16 protein-coding genes are annotated in these 15204 nt (G+C 51.2%); 10 read left to right on the top strand and 6 right to left on the bottom strand.

Features of this window, described 5'->3' with window-relative positions; all coding sequences use genetic code 11:
- The first annotated feature begins 24 nt into the window (after positions 1-24).
- The gene (locus tag OGY15_RS05820; protein WP_151217886.1) at positions 25-303 is read left to right on the top strand and encodes a barstar family protein; all 279 of its coding nucleotides are present in this window, start codon (positions 25-27) and stop codon (positions 301-303) included.
- 57 nt (positions 304-360) lie between these two features.
- On the opposite strand, the gene yhcN is transcribed toward OGY15_RS05820, so the two are convergent.
- Together yhcN and argR are read right to left on the bottom strand one after the other, a co-directional pair.
- Entirely contained in the window at positions 361-627 is a 267-nt protein-coding gene (yhcN, locus tag OGY15_RS05815) for a peroxide/acid stress response protein YhcN (RefSeq protein WP_003025165.1), read from the bottom strand.
- 376 nt (positions 628-1003) lie between these two features.
- Positions 1004-1474, bottom strand: coding sequence for a transcriptional regulator ArgR (gene argR, locus OGY15_RS05810; protein ID WP_003025162.1), 471 nt, complete (start codon positions 1472-1474; stop codon positions 1004-1006).
- A gap of 436 nt (positions 1475-1910) precedes the next feature.
- On the opposite strand from argR, the gene mdh reads away from it, so the two are divergent.
- Positions 1911-2846 carry a malate dehydrogenase gene (gene mdh, locus OGY15_RS05805; protein WP_003025158.1) on the top strand — a complete coding sequence of 312 codons (936 nt, stop codon included), beginning with the start codon at positions 1911-1913 and terminating at the stop codon, positions 2844-2846.
- A 56-nt stretch (positions 2847-2902) separates the two neighbouring features.
- Here the strand turns inward: mdh and degS are convergent, their stop codons facing one another.
- From degS to zapG, 3 genes are all read right to left on the bottom strand, one after another.
- Entirely contained in the window at positions 2903-3970 is a 1068-nt protein-coding gene (gene degS / locus OGY15_RS05800; RefSeq protein WP_151217885.1) for an outer membrane-stress sensor serine endopeptidase DegS, read from the bottom strand.
- 89 nt (positions 3971-4059) lie between these two features.
- Positions 4060-5427, bottom strand: a complete 1368-nt coding sequence (gene degQ / locus OGY15_RS05795) for a serine endoprotease DegQ (protein WP_187253336.1) — start codon at positions 5425-5427, stop codon at positions 4060-4062.
- A gap of 168 nt (positions 5428-5595) precedes the next feature.
- Entirely contained in the window at positions 5596-5994 is a 399-nt protein-coding gene (gene zapG, locus OGY15_RS05790; protein WP_151217884.1) for a Z-ring associated protein ZapG, read from the bottom strand.
- A 192-nt stretch (positions 5995-6186) separates the two neighbouring features.
- On the opposite strand from zapG, the gene zapE reads away from it, so the two are divergent.
- The 5 genes from zapE (at position 6187) to sspB (ending at position 9832) form a co-directional block, all read left to right on the top strand.
- Complete coding sequence (zapE, locus tag OGY15_RS05785) at positions 6187-7314, top strand: cell division protein ZapE (RefSeq protein WP_187260097.1); 1128 nt, start codon at positions 6187-6189, stop codon at positions 7312-7314.
- Positions 7315-7532: 218 nt separating this feature from the next.
- On the top strand, positions 7533-7961 hold the full coding sequence (gene rplM, locus OGY15_RS05780; protein WP_003025141.1) for a 50S ribosomal protein L13: 429 nt from the start codon (positions 7533-7535) through the stop codon (positions 7959-7961).
- Positions 7962-7976: 15 nt separating this feature from the next.
- On the top strand, positions 7977-8369 hold the full coding sequence (gene rpsI, locus OGY15_RS05775; protein ID WP_003025138.1) for a 30S ribosomal protein S9: 393 nt from the start codon (positions 7977-7979) through the stop codon (positions 8367-8369).
- A gap of 315 nt (positions 8370-8684) precedes the next feature.
- Positions 8685-9323 carry a stringent starvation protein SspA gene (gene sspA, locus OGY15_RS05770; RefSeq protein WP_003025132.1) on the top strand — a complete coding sequence of 213 codons (639 nt, stop codon included), beginning with the start codon at positions 8685-8687 and terminating at the stop codon, positions 9321-9323.
- A 5-nt stretch (positions 9324-9328) separates the two neighbouring features.
- The gene (gene sspB / locus OGY15_RS05765) at positions 9329-9832 is read left to right on the top strand and encodes a ClpXP protease specificity-enhancing factor (protein WP_151217882.1); all 504 of its coding nucleotides are present in this window, start codon (positions 9329-9331) and stop codon (positions 9830-9832) included.
- A 56-nt stretch (positions 9833-9888) separates the two neighbouring features.
- On the opposite strand, the gene dcuC is transcribed toward sspB, so the two are convergent.
- The gene (dcuC, locus tag OGY15_RS05760; RefSeq protein WP_286538737.1) at positions 9889-11256 is read right to left on the bottom strand and encodes an anaerobic C4-dicarboxylate transporter DcuC; all 1368 of its coding nucleotides are present in this window, start codon (positions 11254-11256) and stop codon (positions 9889-9891) included.
- Positions 11257-11615: 359 nt separating this feature from the next.
- Here dcuC and nanR point away from each other — a divergent pair, with 359 nt between their 5' ends.
- From nanR to nanT, 3 genes are all read left to right on the top strand, one after another.
- Positions 11616-12407, top strand: a complete 792-nt coding sequence (nanR, locus tag OGY15_RS05755) for a transcriptional regulator NanR (RefSeq protein ID WP_151217881.1) — start codon at positions 11616-11618, stop codon at positions 12405-12407.
- A 259-nt stretch (positions 12408-12666) separates the two neighbouring features.
- Positions 12667-13560: an N-acetylneuraminate lyase gene (nanA, locus tag OGY15_RS05750; protein WP_121585117.1), complete on the top strand. Its 894-nt coding sequence runs from the start codon at positions 12667-12669 to the stop codon at positions 13558-13560.
- Positions 13561-13668: 108 nt separating this feature from the next.
- Complete coding sequence (gene nanT, locus OGY15_RS05745; protein WP_187253333.1) at positions 13669-15159, top strand: sialic acid transporter NanT; 1491 nt, start codon at positions 13669-13671, stop codon at positions 15157-15159.
- Positions 15160-15204 lie beyond the last annotated feature (45 nt).

The raw sequence follows: 15204 nt of genomic DNA, 5'->3' as shown, positions 1-15204 counted from the left end.
CTGGCGTCGGGATGGTGGCTATAGATGAACATCTATACATTTGATTTTGACGAGATAGAAGACCAGGGTGATTTCTATCGCGAGTTTACGCGCACGTTCGGTCTCGCCAGGGAAAAGGTGGTTGATTTAGATTCTTTGTGGGAGGTGGTTATCGGGGAAGTCTTACCGTTGCCGCTGGAGATTGAATTTGTTCATTTGCCGGACAAGCTACGCAGACGATATGGTGCGCTGATTTTACTGTTCGATGAAGCGGAAGAAGAGCTGGAAGGGCAGTTGCGCTTTAATGTTCGGCATTCAATATAAGGCATAAAAAAGCCCCCGGCAGGCGGGGGCAAGTCGTCGGACTGAGACGACGAGGGTTTATTTGTAGAGTTCTGCAGTAGCATGCCAGTGAGCGCCTTCACGGAGCTCGGTAACGCGATAGCTGCTGGCACCCGCTTTTTCAGCTTTAGCAGCGATGGCCTGACGCATATCCATTGGTGAGCTACCGATCTGAGATACGGAGATGCTACCCATGGATTGCAGGTTCTGTGCTTCTTGTGAGTTCACCTGAGTAACCGCGGCGCTTGCACCGAAAGAGAGAACAGAAAGAAGGCTTAAGGTTGCAATAGTCGTTTTGATTTTCATGATTTTTACCTCGTCGAATTCTTTTATAGGGGTCTGCGTTTCGTGACCCTCATCACAAAATCAAGTATACACTAATAACCTGATAAATTAATACCACGCTAATTGTTTCTGCTGGTATTTGGTGTTAAGAAATGGTTTTTTTATAACCAAATGGAATTAAAAAGAGTGTTTTTGACATCTTTAAATAAATAAATTCAATCAAATCATAATGATATGAATTTTTGCAAAATGTGCGTTTTAAAGTGTTCGTATTCACTACGTGAATGGTTTTTGATGGTTAAACGCACCATTTGTTAAACGAGTTGTAGTGGAAAATAGAGGGAAGAGGGAGAAAACAGAGTTTTTTCCCCCGTCGCGAGGCGACGGGGAGGAGGCACTATAGTTCTTGTTCGAACAGTTCCAGAATGGCTTCGTACAAATCTTTTACCGTAAATCCCTTCGCTGGGGTGGTGAAGATAGTATCGTCACCGGCAATCGTACCCAGAATACCTTCCGCTTTCCCCAATGAGTCCAGCAGACGTGCAATCAACTGAGCAGCGCCGGGGCTGGTATGAATAACCACGACCGCATCGTTGTAGTCTATATCCAGTACCAGATTTTTTAGCGGGCTGGAGGTTGTCGGTACCCCTAACTCTGCTGGCAGGCAGTAAACCATTTCCATTTTCGCATTGCGTGTACGCACGGCGCCGAACTTGGTCAGCATGCGAGAAACCTTGGACTGATTGATATTATCAAAGCCCTGATCCTGCAACGCCAGGACAATTTCGCCCTGAGAGCTGAACTTTTCTTCTTTAAGCAGCGCTTTAAACGCCTTGACTAATTCTTCTTGTTTTGCCGAGCTTCGCATAAGTCACCCGTAATATGGCAGTAGAAACAACATTATTGTGCATACAGATGAATTTTTATGCAAACGGTCTGCCTTGTTCAAGGCTGAAATAATGTTATGAAAGAGCGGAATTTTATCAAATTTCGTTATCAAGAAACATGCCTGTGTCACGGCTCGCAAATAAGGTTAAAAGTAAATTAAATGTTATCAAATTGATGTTGTTTTGAGAGGCGGGTAGGGTATATTGTCAGCACCTGTTGGAAAGTTGCTCTACTGTGCGGGTGGTTTTGAATTACGTAACTTAGGTTTTATTTTACGTAAGTTAAATGCATAAAAGCCAAATTTGCGTGACTACGCATTCTTGACGCGTGGTTGTTGTATTCGTTGGATTTGTGAATTAAGGTCGCCGCCGCGGAGCAATAGACACTTTGCTTATCAATATAATAAGGAGTTTAGGATGAAAGTTGCAGTCCTCGGCGCTGCTGGTGGTATCGGTCAGGCGCTAGCATTACTGTTAAAAACCCAACTGCCTTCAGGTTCAGAACTCTCCCTGTACGACATCGCTCCAGTAACGCCTGGTGTGGCCGTTGATTTGAGCCATATCCCTACTGCTGTGAAAATCAAAGGCTTTAGCGGCGAAGACGCTACCCCTGCACTGGAAGGTGCTGATGTGGTGCTGATCTCCGCTGGCGTCGCACGTAAACCGGGTATGGATCGTTCCGACCTGTTCAACGTTAACGCCGGTATTGTGAAGAACCTGGTGCAGCAGGTTGCTAAAACCTGTCCGAAAGCGTGTATCGGTATCATCACCAACCCGGTTAACACGACGGTTGCTATCGCTGCAGAAGTACTGAAAAAAGCAGGCGTATACGATAAGAACAAACTGTTTGGCGTGACCACGCTGGACATTATCCGCTCCAACACCTTTGTGGCGGAACTGAAAGGCAAGCAGCCAGGCGACGTTGAAGTCCCGGTTATTGGCGGCCACTCTGGCGTGACCATTCTGCCGCTGCTGTCACAAATTCCTGGCGTAAGCTTCACCGAGCAAGAAGCGGCTGACCTGACCAAACGTATCCAGAATGCGGGTACTGAAGTTGTGGAAGCTAAAGCTGGTGGCGGATCTGCAACCCTGTCTATGGGTCAGGCTGCAGCACGTTTTGGCCTGTCACTGGTTCGCGCACTGAGCGGTGAAAAAGGTGTGGTTGAATGTGCTTACGTTGAAGGCGACGGCCAGTATGCTCGCTTCTTCTCTCAGCCGCTGCTGCTGGGCAAAAACGGCGTAGAAGAACGTCAGTCTATCGGCAAGCTGAGCGCGTTTGAGCAAGCTGCGCTGGAAGGTATGCTGGATACGCTGAAGAAAGATATCACTCTGGGCGAAGAGTTCGTTAAATAACGAACTACCAGAAAGTAAAAAACCGGAGCACTGGCTCCGGTTTTTTTATATCCGCGTTAGTTGGTTGCCGGATATTCCTGAATCGTGACCTGCAGCGTCAACTGCTTATCATCGCGCATCACGACCACGGAGATAACCGAGCCTGGGCGAATCTCTGCCACCTGATCCATTGTTTCCAGCGCTGACACCGCTGGCTTATTATTGACCGAAATAATCAGATCGTTAACCTGTATGCCAGCCCGCGCTGCCGGACCATCCGGGGACACTTCGTTAACCACAATTCCCTGAATTTGATCCATGCCGCCACCCTGGGCGTGCAGTGGCGCTATTTCGCGACCGCTGATGCCGATGTAGCCGCGAATCACGCGTCCGTCACGAATCAGCTTATCCATGATTTTGGTTGCCAGTTGAAAAGGAATAGCAAAACCGATCCCTTCCGGGGTTTCGCCATCGTTGCTTTTATCAAATGACAGGGTGTTAATACCCATCAACTCACCCAACGAGTTAACCAGCGCACCACCGGAGTTGCCGTGGTTGATGGAGGCATCGGTTTGCAGGAAGTTTTGCCGCCCCGTCGGGTTCAGGCCAATACGACCGGTGGCGCTGATAATCCCCTGAGTGATGGTTTGCCCGAGGTTGTAAGGGTTACCAATGGCGAGAACCACATCGCCGATGTGCGGTACGCGTTTGTTATTAATCGGAATTGTCGGCAGTCCGCCAGTCGCGTTGATTTTCAGCACCGCAAGGTCGGTTAACGTATCAGAACCCACAAGTAGCGCTTCAAATACACGACCATCCTGCAATGCGACGATGATTTGGTCAGCATCATTAATGACGTGCTTGTTGGTAATGATATAGCCGCGCTGATCCATGATAACGCCTGAGCCGAGCGTGCGGATCTCAAGCTGGTTATGCGCTGTGCTGTTCATACTGCGGTTATAAACGTTAACGACGGCAGGCGCTGCGCGGCGAACAGCCGGGTTATAACTGGCGGGTGTTTCATCTGCACTGTCGAACTGCGGTGCGGTAAGCGTATTAATTTTGCGCAACGAGGGCATCGCGGCCAGCAGAATAGCGCCGACGATTAAACCAATCGCGACCGAACGTAAAAGCTTCACAAACATGATGGCGGCGTCATTAATAAAGGGAACGGCAGCAGCATATCACGAGTTTACCGGACATCACACGGGGGGCTGATGTCCGGTTACAGGCGTTAACGCAGGAGCAGGTAAATACTTTCGTTACCGCGAACCACCTGCAGAGCAATAATCGACGGTTTCGCTTCCAGCACTTTGCGCATTTCAGCGATTGAGTTTACGCGATCGCGGTTAACGCCAATGATAACGTCATCTTTATGCAGGCCGGCCTGCGCGGCTGGGCTGCTTTTTTCGACGTTATCGATTTTAATGCCTTTGGTGCCGTCTTTTAACTGTCCGTCGCTGAGCGTAGCACCTTGCAACGCAGGCGCAATCATCTCCGCGCTGGCGGACGATGATGTACTGGTGTCCAGGGTGACCTCAACCTCCAGCGGTTTACCGTTACGCAGCAGACCCAGTTTGACCTTGGTGCCAGGCTCGGTTGTCGCAATGCGTGAACGCAGTTCGGCGAAGCTGTTGAGCGGTTTGCCGTTGAGGCTGGTAATGACGTCGCCAGACTTCACTCCCGCTTTTGCGGAACCGGAGTTAGGCAGAACCTCGCTGACAAACGCGCCGCGCTGCACGTCCAGTTTGAACGCTTTGGCGATATCGGCGGTCATTTCGGTGCCTTTAATCCCCAGCAGGCCACGTTTGATTTCACCAAACTGCATCAACTGCTGCGCCAGCGTACGCGCCATGTTGCTCGGAATTGCAAAGCCAATACCGATGCTACCGCCACCGGGAGCCAGAATCGCGGTGTTAATGCCAATCAGCTCACCGTTGAGGTTAAGCAATGCACCGCCGGAGTTACCCCGGTTGATGGAAGCGTCCGTCTGAATAAAGTTTTCCAGACCTTCGAGGTTCAACCCGCTACGACCCAAAGCCGATACAATGCCTGAGGTGGCAGTTTGCCCCAAACCAAACGGGTTACCCACGGCTACCGCGAAATCACCCACGCGGAGTTTGTCGGAATCGGCAATGGCTATTTGCGTCAGGTTGCTGGGATGCTGAATTTGTAGCAGAGCGATATCGCTCTGATCGTCGCTGCCGATAAGCTTTGCGTCGAACTCACGACCATCATTAAGCTGAACGCTGATTTTTTGCGCCTGATTAATAACGTGGTTATTGGTCAGGACGTAGCCTTTGGCGGCATCAATAATAACCCCGGAACCCAGCCCTTCAAAAGGTTGGGAAGGTTGGTCGGGAAGTTCATCACCAAAAAACTTTTTGAACTCTTCCGGGACTTTCTGCCCCTGAGTGGCGGTGCCTTCGACCCTTACGCTCACCACGGCAGGTAACACTTTCTCCAGCATCGGGGCGAGACTGGGGAGCGCAGCCTGACCGGGAACCTGGCCGGGAATCGACGCAACGGCCGGGAATGGCGCCGAGAGAGTTAACCCGACACTTAACGCTAATGCACTCAACAGCTGGGTTTGTTTTTTCATGGATCCTGCTCTCGTACCTTGAGTAAACGGAAGATGATTCAAAACAGTTTGATGTTATTGAATTTTCGGTTTGGTCACAATGAGGCTAACGACTAAATAATAGCTGGGACGGGAAGAGAAGCGGAGGGCGCAATTGCTGCGCCCAATAAATTTCTTAACGATGTGCGGTTAGTCGCGCTTTACGCCGCTACGCAGCAGGCCAGAAGCCCCTTCAGAATAGTCACGCGGCATTTGAACCGGCGCCTGATCGTTGCCAGCTTCGGACTCTGCCAGACGATTACGGAACGGGTTGTTTTCCGGTGACATACCCGGCAGCAGGTTGCTGGAGCTTTTCGCCATATGCTGGTAGATCTGACGATAATCGTCCGCCATGTTATCCAGCAATTCAGCGCTGCGGGCAAAGTGGCTCACCAGCTCTTCGCGGTACTCTTCCAGCTCAGCTTTATTTTTTTCCAGTTCGTACTGCAATGCCTGCTGTTGGCGTAATTTACGATTACCAAAACGCATGGCTACAGCACCAATAATGATACCGACGACTAACCCAATTAGCGCATATTCCCAGGTCATGAACATCTCCCGTTGTCTTGTGTTTCCGTAGGGTGTTGGCTTTAGGCTCCATGCCTGCGCCTGATTATGCCACTATAACCGCTAATTCCGTAGAAGTGGAATCCCGTGTTTATATCACGTAATGTAGAACGGCCTTTTTTTCGTCAACCGTGAGCGACGGCACATCGATTCTCAAGGAATAACAATAACATCATGCAAAGCCTTTCTCCGACATCGCGTTACCAGCAAGCCCTCAAAGATGGCAGTCATCAGCCCGACAACGTACAACAAGAAGCCGTGAATCGATTGGAAACCATTTTCCAGGCGCTTTCGACGCCGGCGCGTCCTGTGCCACAGGAGAGTGGACTGATGGCGCGTTTTGGCAAATTGCTGGGTAAGCGCGAGTCGCCGACTAACCCGCCGGTGCGTGGGCTGTATATGTGGGGCGGCGTCGGGCGCGGAAAAACCTGGCTGATGGATCTGTTTTACCATAGCCTGCCGGGCGGGCGTAAACAGCGTTTGCACTTTCACCGTTTTATGTTGCGCGTCCATGAGGAGCTTACCGCCCTGCAGGGGCAGAGCGATCCGCTGGAAATCATTGCCGACCGTTTTAAGGCCGAAACGGACGTGCTGTGCTTTGACGAATTTTTTGTTTCTGACATCACCGATGCCATGCTGCTCGGCGGCCTGATGAAGGCACTATTTGCCCGCGGTATTACGCTGGTCGCGACCTCCAATATTCCGCCAGATGAACTGTATCGCAACGGGTTGCAACGCACGCGTTTTCTTCCTGCTATTGATGCTATCAAACAGCATTGTGACATTATGAATGTTGATGCTGGCGTCGATTATCGTCTGCGCACCTTAACCCAGGCGCATTTGTGGTTGTCACCACTGAATGAGGAAACCCGCCAGCAGATGGATAAGCTCTGGCTGGCATTGGCGGGAACGAAAGGCGAGCATGCGCCGACGCTGGAAATCAATCATCGCCCTATGCAGACGCTGGCCGTCGAAAACCAAACGCTGGCGGTGTCGTTCACTACGCTCTGTGTCGATGCGCGTAGCCAACATGACTACATTGCGCTGTCGCGTCTGTTTCATACGGTGCTGTTGTTTGATGTACCGGTCATGACGACGCTGATGGAGAGTGAGGCGCGGCGTTTTATCGCGCTGGTGGATGAGTTCTATGAGCGTCACGTCAAGCTGGTGGTCAGCGCGGCGTCGCCACTCTATGAAATTTATCAGGGCGAGCGTCTGAAGTTTGAATTTCAGCGCTGTTTGTCGCGCTTGCAGGAGATGCAAAGCGAAGAGTATCTGAAGCGGGAACATTTAGCCGGTTAAACCTGCCGCAAATCACATAAAGGGGTCGATCTTTGACCCTGACTTCTCTATAATCTTGCGACCCCACGTTACGAGAGAGTTTTTTTCCCAAAACTTTCTATGCGCCGGCATAGGCTATTCGAAGGGGTAGGTTTGCTGGACAATGTCGTGTGAACCTCAACTGACAAAACGTTTGGGTGTTCACCAACGTGTAACTTATTTATTTGGGTAAGCTTTTAATGAAAACTTTTACAGCTAAACCAGAAACCGTAAAACGCGACTGGTATGTTGTTGACGCGACCGGTAAAACTCTGGGCCGTCTGGCTTCCGAACTGGCTCTGCGCCTGCGCGGTAAGCACAAAGCGGAATACACTCCGCACGTAGATACCGGTGATTACATCATCGTTCTGAACGCTGACAAAGTTGCTGTAACCGGCAACAAGCGTACTGACAAAGTGTACTATCACCACACCGGCCACATCGGTGGTATCAAACAAGCGACCTTTGAAGAGATGATTGCTCGCCGTCCTGAGCGTGTGCTTGAAATCGCGGTTAAAGGCATGCTGCCAAAAGGCCCGCTGGGTCGTGCTATGTTCCGTAAACTGAAAGTTTACGCTGGCAACGAGCACAACCACGCGGCACAGCAACCGCAAGTTCTTGACATCTAATCGGGATTATAGGCAATGGCTGAAAATCAATACTACGGCACTGGTCGCCGCAAAAGTTCCGCAGCTCGCGTTTTCATCAAACCGGGCAGTGGTAAAATCGTAATCAACCAACGTTCTCTGGAACAGTACTTCGGTCGTGAAACTGCCCGCATGGTAGTTCGTCAGCCGCTGGAACTGGTCGACATGGTTGAGAAACTGGATCTGTACATCACTGTTAAAGGTGGTGGTATCTCTGGTCAGGCTGGTGCGATCCGTCACGGTATCACCCGCGCTCTGATGGAGTACGACGAGTCCCTGCGTGGCGAACTGCGTAAAGCTGGCTTCGTTACCCGTGATGCTCGTCAGGTTGAACGTAAGAAAGTCGGTCTGCGTAAAGCACGTCGTCGTCCTCAGTTCTCCAAACGTTAATTGTATTCTGCTTCGGCAGACGACAATTTGTGAAAAAACCCGCTTCGGCGGGTTTTTTTATCGTTATTTCTCGCCGTAGAACCACGGCAATCCGCTAATTGCCACCTCTTTTTCCCCATTTCAAGAATCGACTCACCACAACGGTCACAAAATCTGGTAAACTATCATCCAATTTTCTGCCCAAATGTCCGGTATCGCTCATTTTTTGTTTGTATTTTGAACAGCAATGACTTTCCGAGCCTGGGTGACATCACTTCTGGCTGGCCACTGAGTGGCTGGTAGCAGTAAAAATTCTGAATATACCTGGAGGTTTTCATGGCTGTCGCTGCCAACAAACGTTCGGTAATGACGCTGTTTTCTGGTCCTACTGACATCTATAGCCATCAGGTCCGCATTGTGCTGGCTGAAAAAGGTGTTAGTTTCGAGATTGAGCATGTGGAGAAGGACAATCCACCTCAGGATCTGATCGACCTCAACCCGAATCAGAGCGTACCGACACTGGTGGATCGTGAGCTGACCCTGTGGGAATCTCGCATCATTATGGAATATCTGGATGAGCGTTTCCCGCATCCACCGCTGATGCCGGTTTACCCGGTTGCGCGTGGTGAAAGCCGCCTGTACATGCAGCGTATTGAAAAAGACTGGTACACGCTGATGAACGTCATCGTGAACGGGTCTGCTTCTGAAGCCGAAGTCGCGCGTAAGCGTCTGCGCGAAGAACTGCTGGCAATTGCGCCGGTATTTGGCCAGAAACCTTACTTCCTGAGCGATGAGTTCAGCCTGGTAGATTGCTATCTGGCGCCGCTGCTGTGGCGTTTACCGCAGCTGGGTATTGAATTCAACGGTGCAGGTTCGAAAGAACTGAAAGGGTACATGACTCGCGTCTTTGAACGTGACTCTTTCCTGGCTTCTCTGACTGAGCCTGAACGTGAAATGCGTCTGGGCCGGGGTTAACCTGTATGGATTTGCCACAGCTAACACCACGCCGTCCGTATCTGCTGCGCGCATTCTATGAGTGGTTGTTAGACAACCAGCTCACGCCGCATCTGGTGGTGGATGTGACGCTCCAGGACGTGCAGGTTCCGATGGAATATGCACGTGACGGGCAAATTGTTCTGAACATTGCACCGCGTGCGGTGGGCAATCTGGAACTGGCTAACGACGAAGTGCGCTTTAACGCGCGCTTTGGTGGTGTGCCGCGTCAGGTTTCAGTGCCGCTGGCTGCCGTCCTGGCAATTTATGCTCGTGAAAATGGCGCCGGTACGATGTTCGAGCCGGAAGCCGCCTACGACGAAGATGTCGCCAGCTTAAATGATGACGACAACGACGCGTCTGGTTTTGAGAGTGAAACGGTCATGTCGGTCATTGATGGCGATAAGCCTGACAATGGCGACGACAACGAACCAGATGACACACCGCCGCCACCTCGCGGTGGGCGTCCAGCGCTGCGCGTAGTGAAATAAATAGTGAAATAAAAAAACAGGCCCTTTGGGGCCTGTTCTGTTTTCTGGTTTCGGGATCAGTAAAACAGCGCGATGGTGACTATCATATTCACCACAAATCCCACCGCCATTGGGATGGCTGTACGTTTTACCACCTCAAAGGGCGACACGCCGGCAATACCCGACGTCACCACAATGACCGCGGTAATGGGTGACACCGCTCTGGCGAGCGTAGTAGCAAAATGCATCGGCATAATCATCACTACCGCAGGAATATGCAGCCCGGCGGCAATATCCGGAATCAGGCTGGCAAAAGACATGAATGGCGCGTTGCCTGATCCCATGACGATCGCGCAGGCGGCGATGACCACGGCCATGATGATCATCACGCCGATGCCGCCAAGGCCGGAATGCTCTGCACCTTTTATCACGGCGTCGACAGTGCCGATTGTCGTTAACCCTTTCGCAAAGATCTCCCCGGCAACCACCAGCGTGACAACGTTGGCGAACTGCGTCCCCATACCGTCAAAAAAAGCCTGCACATCATCCATCGTTTCGCGCAGATCATGTTTATGCAGGAATTGAACAAACATCGTGAGCGTCATGCTCATCAGCATTACCACCACCAGATTCAGCTCTGCTTTCATTAGCCCCATCTGTGCCAGGGCAAGCGAGCCCAGCATCAGGATCAGCGGCATGACGGGTAAAATGGCGTAATAGAGTGGAGGTACGTTTTCCAGTGCTTTTTGTTCAGTGAATCCGTTGTTGTCCGGTACTGTTTTTTTATCAAATTGCCGCTGAACGAAAAAATGCGCAATGGCGACGGCGATGATGACGCACGATGCGACGGGTAACTGATAATGAAAGAAGTAGGTGGCGATTTTCATACCTGCGACCTGCGCGGCAAAAATCGAGTTGGTTTCCAGAATGCCCCATTCAATGGACATTGAGGTAGCAATGACGGCCACCGCAGACAAACGGCTCACGCCAAGGCTGACCAGCGTTGGGAACAGCGTCACCATCAGCAGCATACCTAACCCGGATGCACTGGTAATGAACTGCGCCATGATCTGACCAATAACATAGGTGGCGGCAAGAACAACATAGGGTGAGCGGATTAGCTTAAGCGGACGGCTTAACAGGCTAACCATCGCTCTGCTGGCTCCCATCCTGTCCATATAACGGGCATAACCGCCCACTGCCATGATGGATAACCCCAGTCCGGCCGCCCGATTGGAGAGCATACGCAGAATTTCGTTGTAAATATCGATCAGTAGATAGCCGCTGCTCTTGTCGTCAGCGACCAGCGCGCCGTAGCCCAGCCAGACACCGCAGATCATCAGGAATATCCCCGCGGCCGCCAGCACGACCTGCGGTTTGTAGTTTTTGAGGATCAGGTAACCCATCGTTAATAAAACGATAACAGAAATAATGATGCCGAACATTGTTTCACTCCATGCCAGAGAAGAAGATAAATCCGGTAATAACGCTGTTATGTAAACGGATGTTATATTTTTTTGAGCGTTTTTTATGGAGTGGATATCTTGTTTTTAATTCGATCTTTAAATTATTTATCGTTATAAAATAGATGGTTATGATAATTTGTCATGTTCATATTCATAAATTTCAAAAAGTGAATAGAGTGCCGTTAAATTAAATATATGCAGAATGATTAAACTGAATAAAATATATTTATTGCAGATATGACCAATAAGCTGTTCAGCCCGAATGACCATCATTTCACCCTGCTTTCGATCCTGTGATAGGATAAACCCGCTGTTGTTTGTTACCACGACTTAGCTGAATGGGCCCTATGAACGCATTTGATTCGCAAGCTGAAGACTCTCCATCCGCCATTGGCCGTAGCTTACGCAATCGCCCGCTGGCGCGTAAAAAACTGTCTGAAATGGTTGAAGAAGAACTGGAGCAGATGATTCGTCGTCGGGAATTTGGCGAGGGCGAACAGTTGCCGTCTGAGCGAGAGCTGATGACCTTCTTTAACGTGGGCCGTCCTTCTGTACGAGAAGCGCTGGCGGCGTTAAAGCGCAAAGGTCTGGTACAAATCAACAACGGTGAGCGCGCCCGCGTTTCGCGTCCTTCTGCTGATACTATTATCAGCGAGCTCTCTGGTATGGCGAAAGATTTCCTCGCGCATCCCGGCGGCATTGCCCACTTCGAACAGCTGCGATTGTTCTTTGAATCCAGCCTGGTACGATATGCCGCCGAACATGCGACGGACGAGCAAATCGACAAACTGGCGAAGGCGCTGGAGATCAACAGTCAGTCGCTCGATGACAATGCGTTGTTCATTCGCTCGGACGTTGATTTTCACCGCGTACTGGCGGAGATCCCGGGCAATCCCATCTTTATGGCGATCCACGTCGCGCTGCTGGATTGGCTGATTGCCGCACGTCCGACCGTCCCTGATCGGGAATTGTACGAGCATAATAGTGTGAGTTATCAACAACATATTTCTATTGTTGAGGCTATTCGTCAGCATGATCCTGATGAAGCCGACCGCGCATTACAAGAACATCTCAACAGCGTTTCTGCCACCTGGCACGCCCTCAGTAAAAACAAAAAATTGCGTAAGTGATCGCGATCCCGACGATCGTTTAAACACAAAATCATTCAAGTTGCATCAATGCGGCAAGAGAGCGAGCACCCTGGAGCATAGATAACTATGTGACAGGGGTGATCGAACGCAGCCAACGCAGAGGCGGCTCGAAGGATGAAGTGTTTAGTGAGGTAGATCGCAATATAAGCGTTCTGTATTGTATTGCTGCTTATTTGATCTGGTATAACAGGTATAAAGGTATGTAGTCAGATAACACTAATCATCCTCAGAGGTCGTTATGGCAAGAAATTTAAAAGGCGTAATGCCAGCGTTGTTAACTCCATTCGATAACCAACAGAAACTGGACATCGAGAGCTTGCGCCGTCTGGTGCGTTTCAATATTGGGCAGGGAATAGATGGGCTGTATGTCGGTGGCTCAACGGGTGAGGCCTTTGTCCAAAACCGCGCTGAAAGAGAGCAGGTACTGGAAATTGTTGCCGAAGAAGCAAAAGGCAAGGTGACGCTGATCGCCCACGTCGGCACAGTGAGTACCGAAGAGAGCCAGCAGCTGGCGAGCGCTGCGCATCGCTACGGGTTTGATGCGGTTTCGGCTGTCACGCCATTTTACTATCCGTTCAGCTTTGAAGAGCACTGCGATCACTACCGCGCAATTATTGATTCCGCCGATGGCTTACCGATGGTGGTCTATAACATCCCGGCACTGAGCGGCGTAAAACTGACGCTGGATCAGATCAACACGCTGGTGACGTTGCCGGGCGTTGGTGCGCTGAAGCAAACCTCAGGCGATCTCTATCAGATGGAACAGATCCGCCGCGCTCACCCCGATCTGGTGCTTTACAACGGCTATGATGAGATCTTCGCTTCTGGTCTGTTGGCGGGTGCAGATGGAGGTATCGGTAGTACCTACAACATCATGGGATGGCGTTACCAGGGAATTGTGAAAGCGCTCAAAGAAGGCGACATCCGGACGGCACAAAAGCTGCAAACCGAGTGCAATAAGGTTATCGATCTGCTCATTAAAGTTGGCGTGTTCCGCGGCCTGAAAACGGTACTGCACTATATGGACGTGGTTTCTGTTCCGCTGTGCCGTAAACCATTTGCCCCGGTAGATGAACAATATTTGCCGGAACTGAAAGCGCTGGCAAACCAACTGTTGGCGGAAAAGGCGTAATCGCGGGTCGCCGGGGCGCTTCGCTTGCCCGGCCTGGATATTTCGACCGTGGCCGGATAAGGCAAAGCCGCCATCCGGCTCAACAACAAAGATCGTCGGGAGAGTAAAATGAGTACTTCTACCCAGAGCATCCCGTGGTATCGCCATCTCAATCGGGCACAATGGCGGGCATTTTCCGCCGCCTGGCTGGGATATTTGCTTGATGGTTTTGATTTTGTATTAATCGCCCTTGTACTGACAGAAGTACAAGGCGAATTCGGACTGACGACGGTGCAGGCGGCCAGTCTGATCTCCGCCGCCTTTATCTCCCGCTGGTTTGGCGGATTAATGCTGGGGGCGATGGGTGACCGTTACGGACGTCGCCTGGCGATGGTCACCAGCATCATTCTGTTCTCAGTGGGGACGCTGGCCTGTGGCTTCGCACCGGGCTACACCACTATGTTTATCGCCCGCCTGGTTATCGGTATGGGTATGGCCGGCGAGTATGGTTCCAGCGCGACTTATGTTATTGAAAGCTGGCCTAAGCATCTGCGAAATAAAGCCAGTGGCTTCCTGATTTCCGGTTTCTCCGTTGGCGCGGTGATAGCCGCGCAGGTCTACAGCCTGGTGGTTCCGGTCTGGGGATGGCGCGCGCTGTTCTTCATCGGCATTCTGCCAATTATCTTCGCCCTCTGGCTGCGTAAAAATATCCCGGAAGCGGAAGACTGGAAAGAGAAACACGAAGGCAAAGCGCCGGTGCGCACGATGGTGGACATACTCTACCGGGGCGAACATCGGGTTATCAATATTCTGATGACCCTCGCCGCCGCGACCGCGCTGTGGTTTTGCTTTGCAGGCAACCTGCAAAATGCAGCTATCGTAGCGGTCCTTGGCCTGATATGTGCGTTTATTTTCATTAGCTTTATGGTGCAAAGCAGCGGGAAGCGCTGGCCGACAGGCGTCATGCTAATGGTGGTCGTGCTGTTCGCCTTCCTCTATTCATGGCCTATTCAGGCGTTGTTGCCAACCTATCTGAAAACCGAACTGGCTTATGATCCGCACACGGTTGCCAATGTCCTGTTCTTTAGCGGATTTGGCGCGGCGGTCGGTTGTTGCGTCGGTGGTTTTCTTGGTGACTGGCTGGGCACGCGCAAGGCCTATGTTTGCAGTCTGCTGGCTTCACAGTTGCTGATTATTCCGGTATTTGCGATTGGCGGCTCAAACGTCTGGGTGCTGGGTTTGCTGCTGTTTTTCCAGCAAATGCTTGGTCAAGGGATCTCCGGGATCTTACCAAAACTGATTGGCGGCTATTTCGATACCGACCAGCGTGCGGCTGGTCTGGGCTTCACCTACAACGTGGGTGCGCTGGGCGGGGCTTTGGCGCCGATCATCGGGGCGCTGATTGCGCAGCGTCTGGATCTGGGCACTGCGCTGGGATCGCTCTCTTTCGGCCTGACATTTGTGGTTATCCTGCTGATTGGTCTCGATATGCCGTCCCGCGTACAGCGCTGGCTACGTCCTGAAGCGATACGTACGCATGATGCCATTGATGGTCGACCGTTTAGCGGGGCTGTGCCGTTCGGCGGTGACAAAAGCACCATGATGAAATCCAAAAGTTAATCCGATTGCCCGGTGTTGAACCGGGCAATTAACGTAAAGGAAGAA

The organism is Citrobacter sp. Cu231 (assembly GCF_030332265.1).
GTDB lineage: Bacteria > Pseudomonadota > Gammaproteobacteria > Enterobacterales > Enterobacteriaceae > Citrobacter > Citrobacter meridianamericanus.
This window is presented reverse-complemented; position numbering and strand designations above follow the sequence as displayed.

Coding starts and splice junctions, on each gene's coding strand:
- argR (WP_003025162.1), bottom strand. CDS start 1,474: ATGCGAAGCTCGGCAAAACAAGAAGAATTAGTCAAGGCGTTTAAAGCG.
- zapG (WP_151217884.1), bottom strand. CDS start 5,994: ATGACCTGGGAATATGCGCTAATTGGGTTAGTCGTCGGTATCATTATT.
- zapE (WP_187260097.1), top strand. CDS start 6,187: ATGCAAAGCCTTTCTCCGACATCGCGTTACCAGCAAGCCCTCAAAGAT.
- rpsI (WP_003025138.1), top strand. CDS start 7,977: ATGGCTGAAAATCAATACTACGGCACTGGTCGCCGCAAAAGTTCCGCA.
- degQ (WP_187253336.1), bottom strand. CDS start 5,427: ATGAAAAAACAAACCCAGCTGTTGAGTGCATTAGCGTTAAGTGTCGGG.
- yhcN (WP_003025165.1), bottom strand. CDS start 627: ATGAAAATCAAAACGACTATTGCAACCTTAAGCCTTCTTTCTGTTCTC.
- nanA (WP_121585117.1), top strand. CDS start 12,667: ATGGCAAGAAATTTAAAAGGCGTAATGCCAGCGTTGTTAACTCCATTC.
- OGY15_RS05820 (WP_151217886.1), top strand. CDS start 25: ATGAACATCTATACATTTGATTTTGACGAGATAGAAGACCAGGGTGAT.
- rplM (WP_003025141.1), top strand. CDS start 7,533: ATGAAAACTTTTACAGCTAAACCAGAAACCGTAAAACGCGACTGGTAT.
- nanR (WP_151217881.1), top strand. CDS start 11,616: ATGGGCCCTATGAACGCATTTGATTCGCAAGCTGAAGACTCTCCATCC.
- dcuC (WP_286538737.1), bottom strand. CDS start 11,256: ATGTTCGGCATCATTATTTCTGTTATCGTTTTATTAACGATGGGTTAC.
- sspB (WP_151217882.1), top strand. CDS start 9,329: ATGGATTTGCCACAGCTAACACCACGCCGTCCGTATCTGCTGCGCGCA.
- mdh (WP_003025158.1), top strand. CDS start 1,911: ATGAAAGTTGCAGTCCTCGGCGCTGCTGGTGGTATCGGTCAGGCGCTA.
- degS (WP_151217885.1), bottom strand. CDS start 3,970: ATGTTTGTGAAGCTTTTACGTTCGGTCGCGATTGGTTTAATCGTCGGC.
- sspA (WP_003025132.1), top strand. CDS start 8,685: ATGGCTGTCGCTGCCAACAAACGTTCGGTAATGACGCTGTTTTCTGGT.
- nanT (WP_187253333.1), top strand. CDS start 13,669: ATGAGTACTTCTACCCAGAGCATCCCGTGGTATCGCCATCTCAATCGG.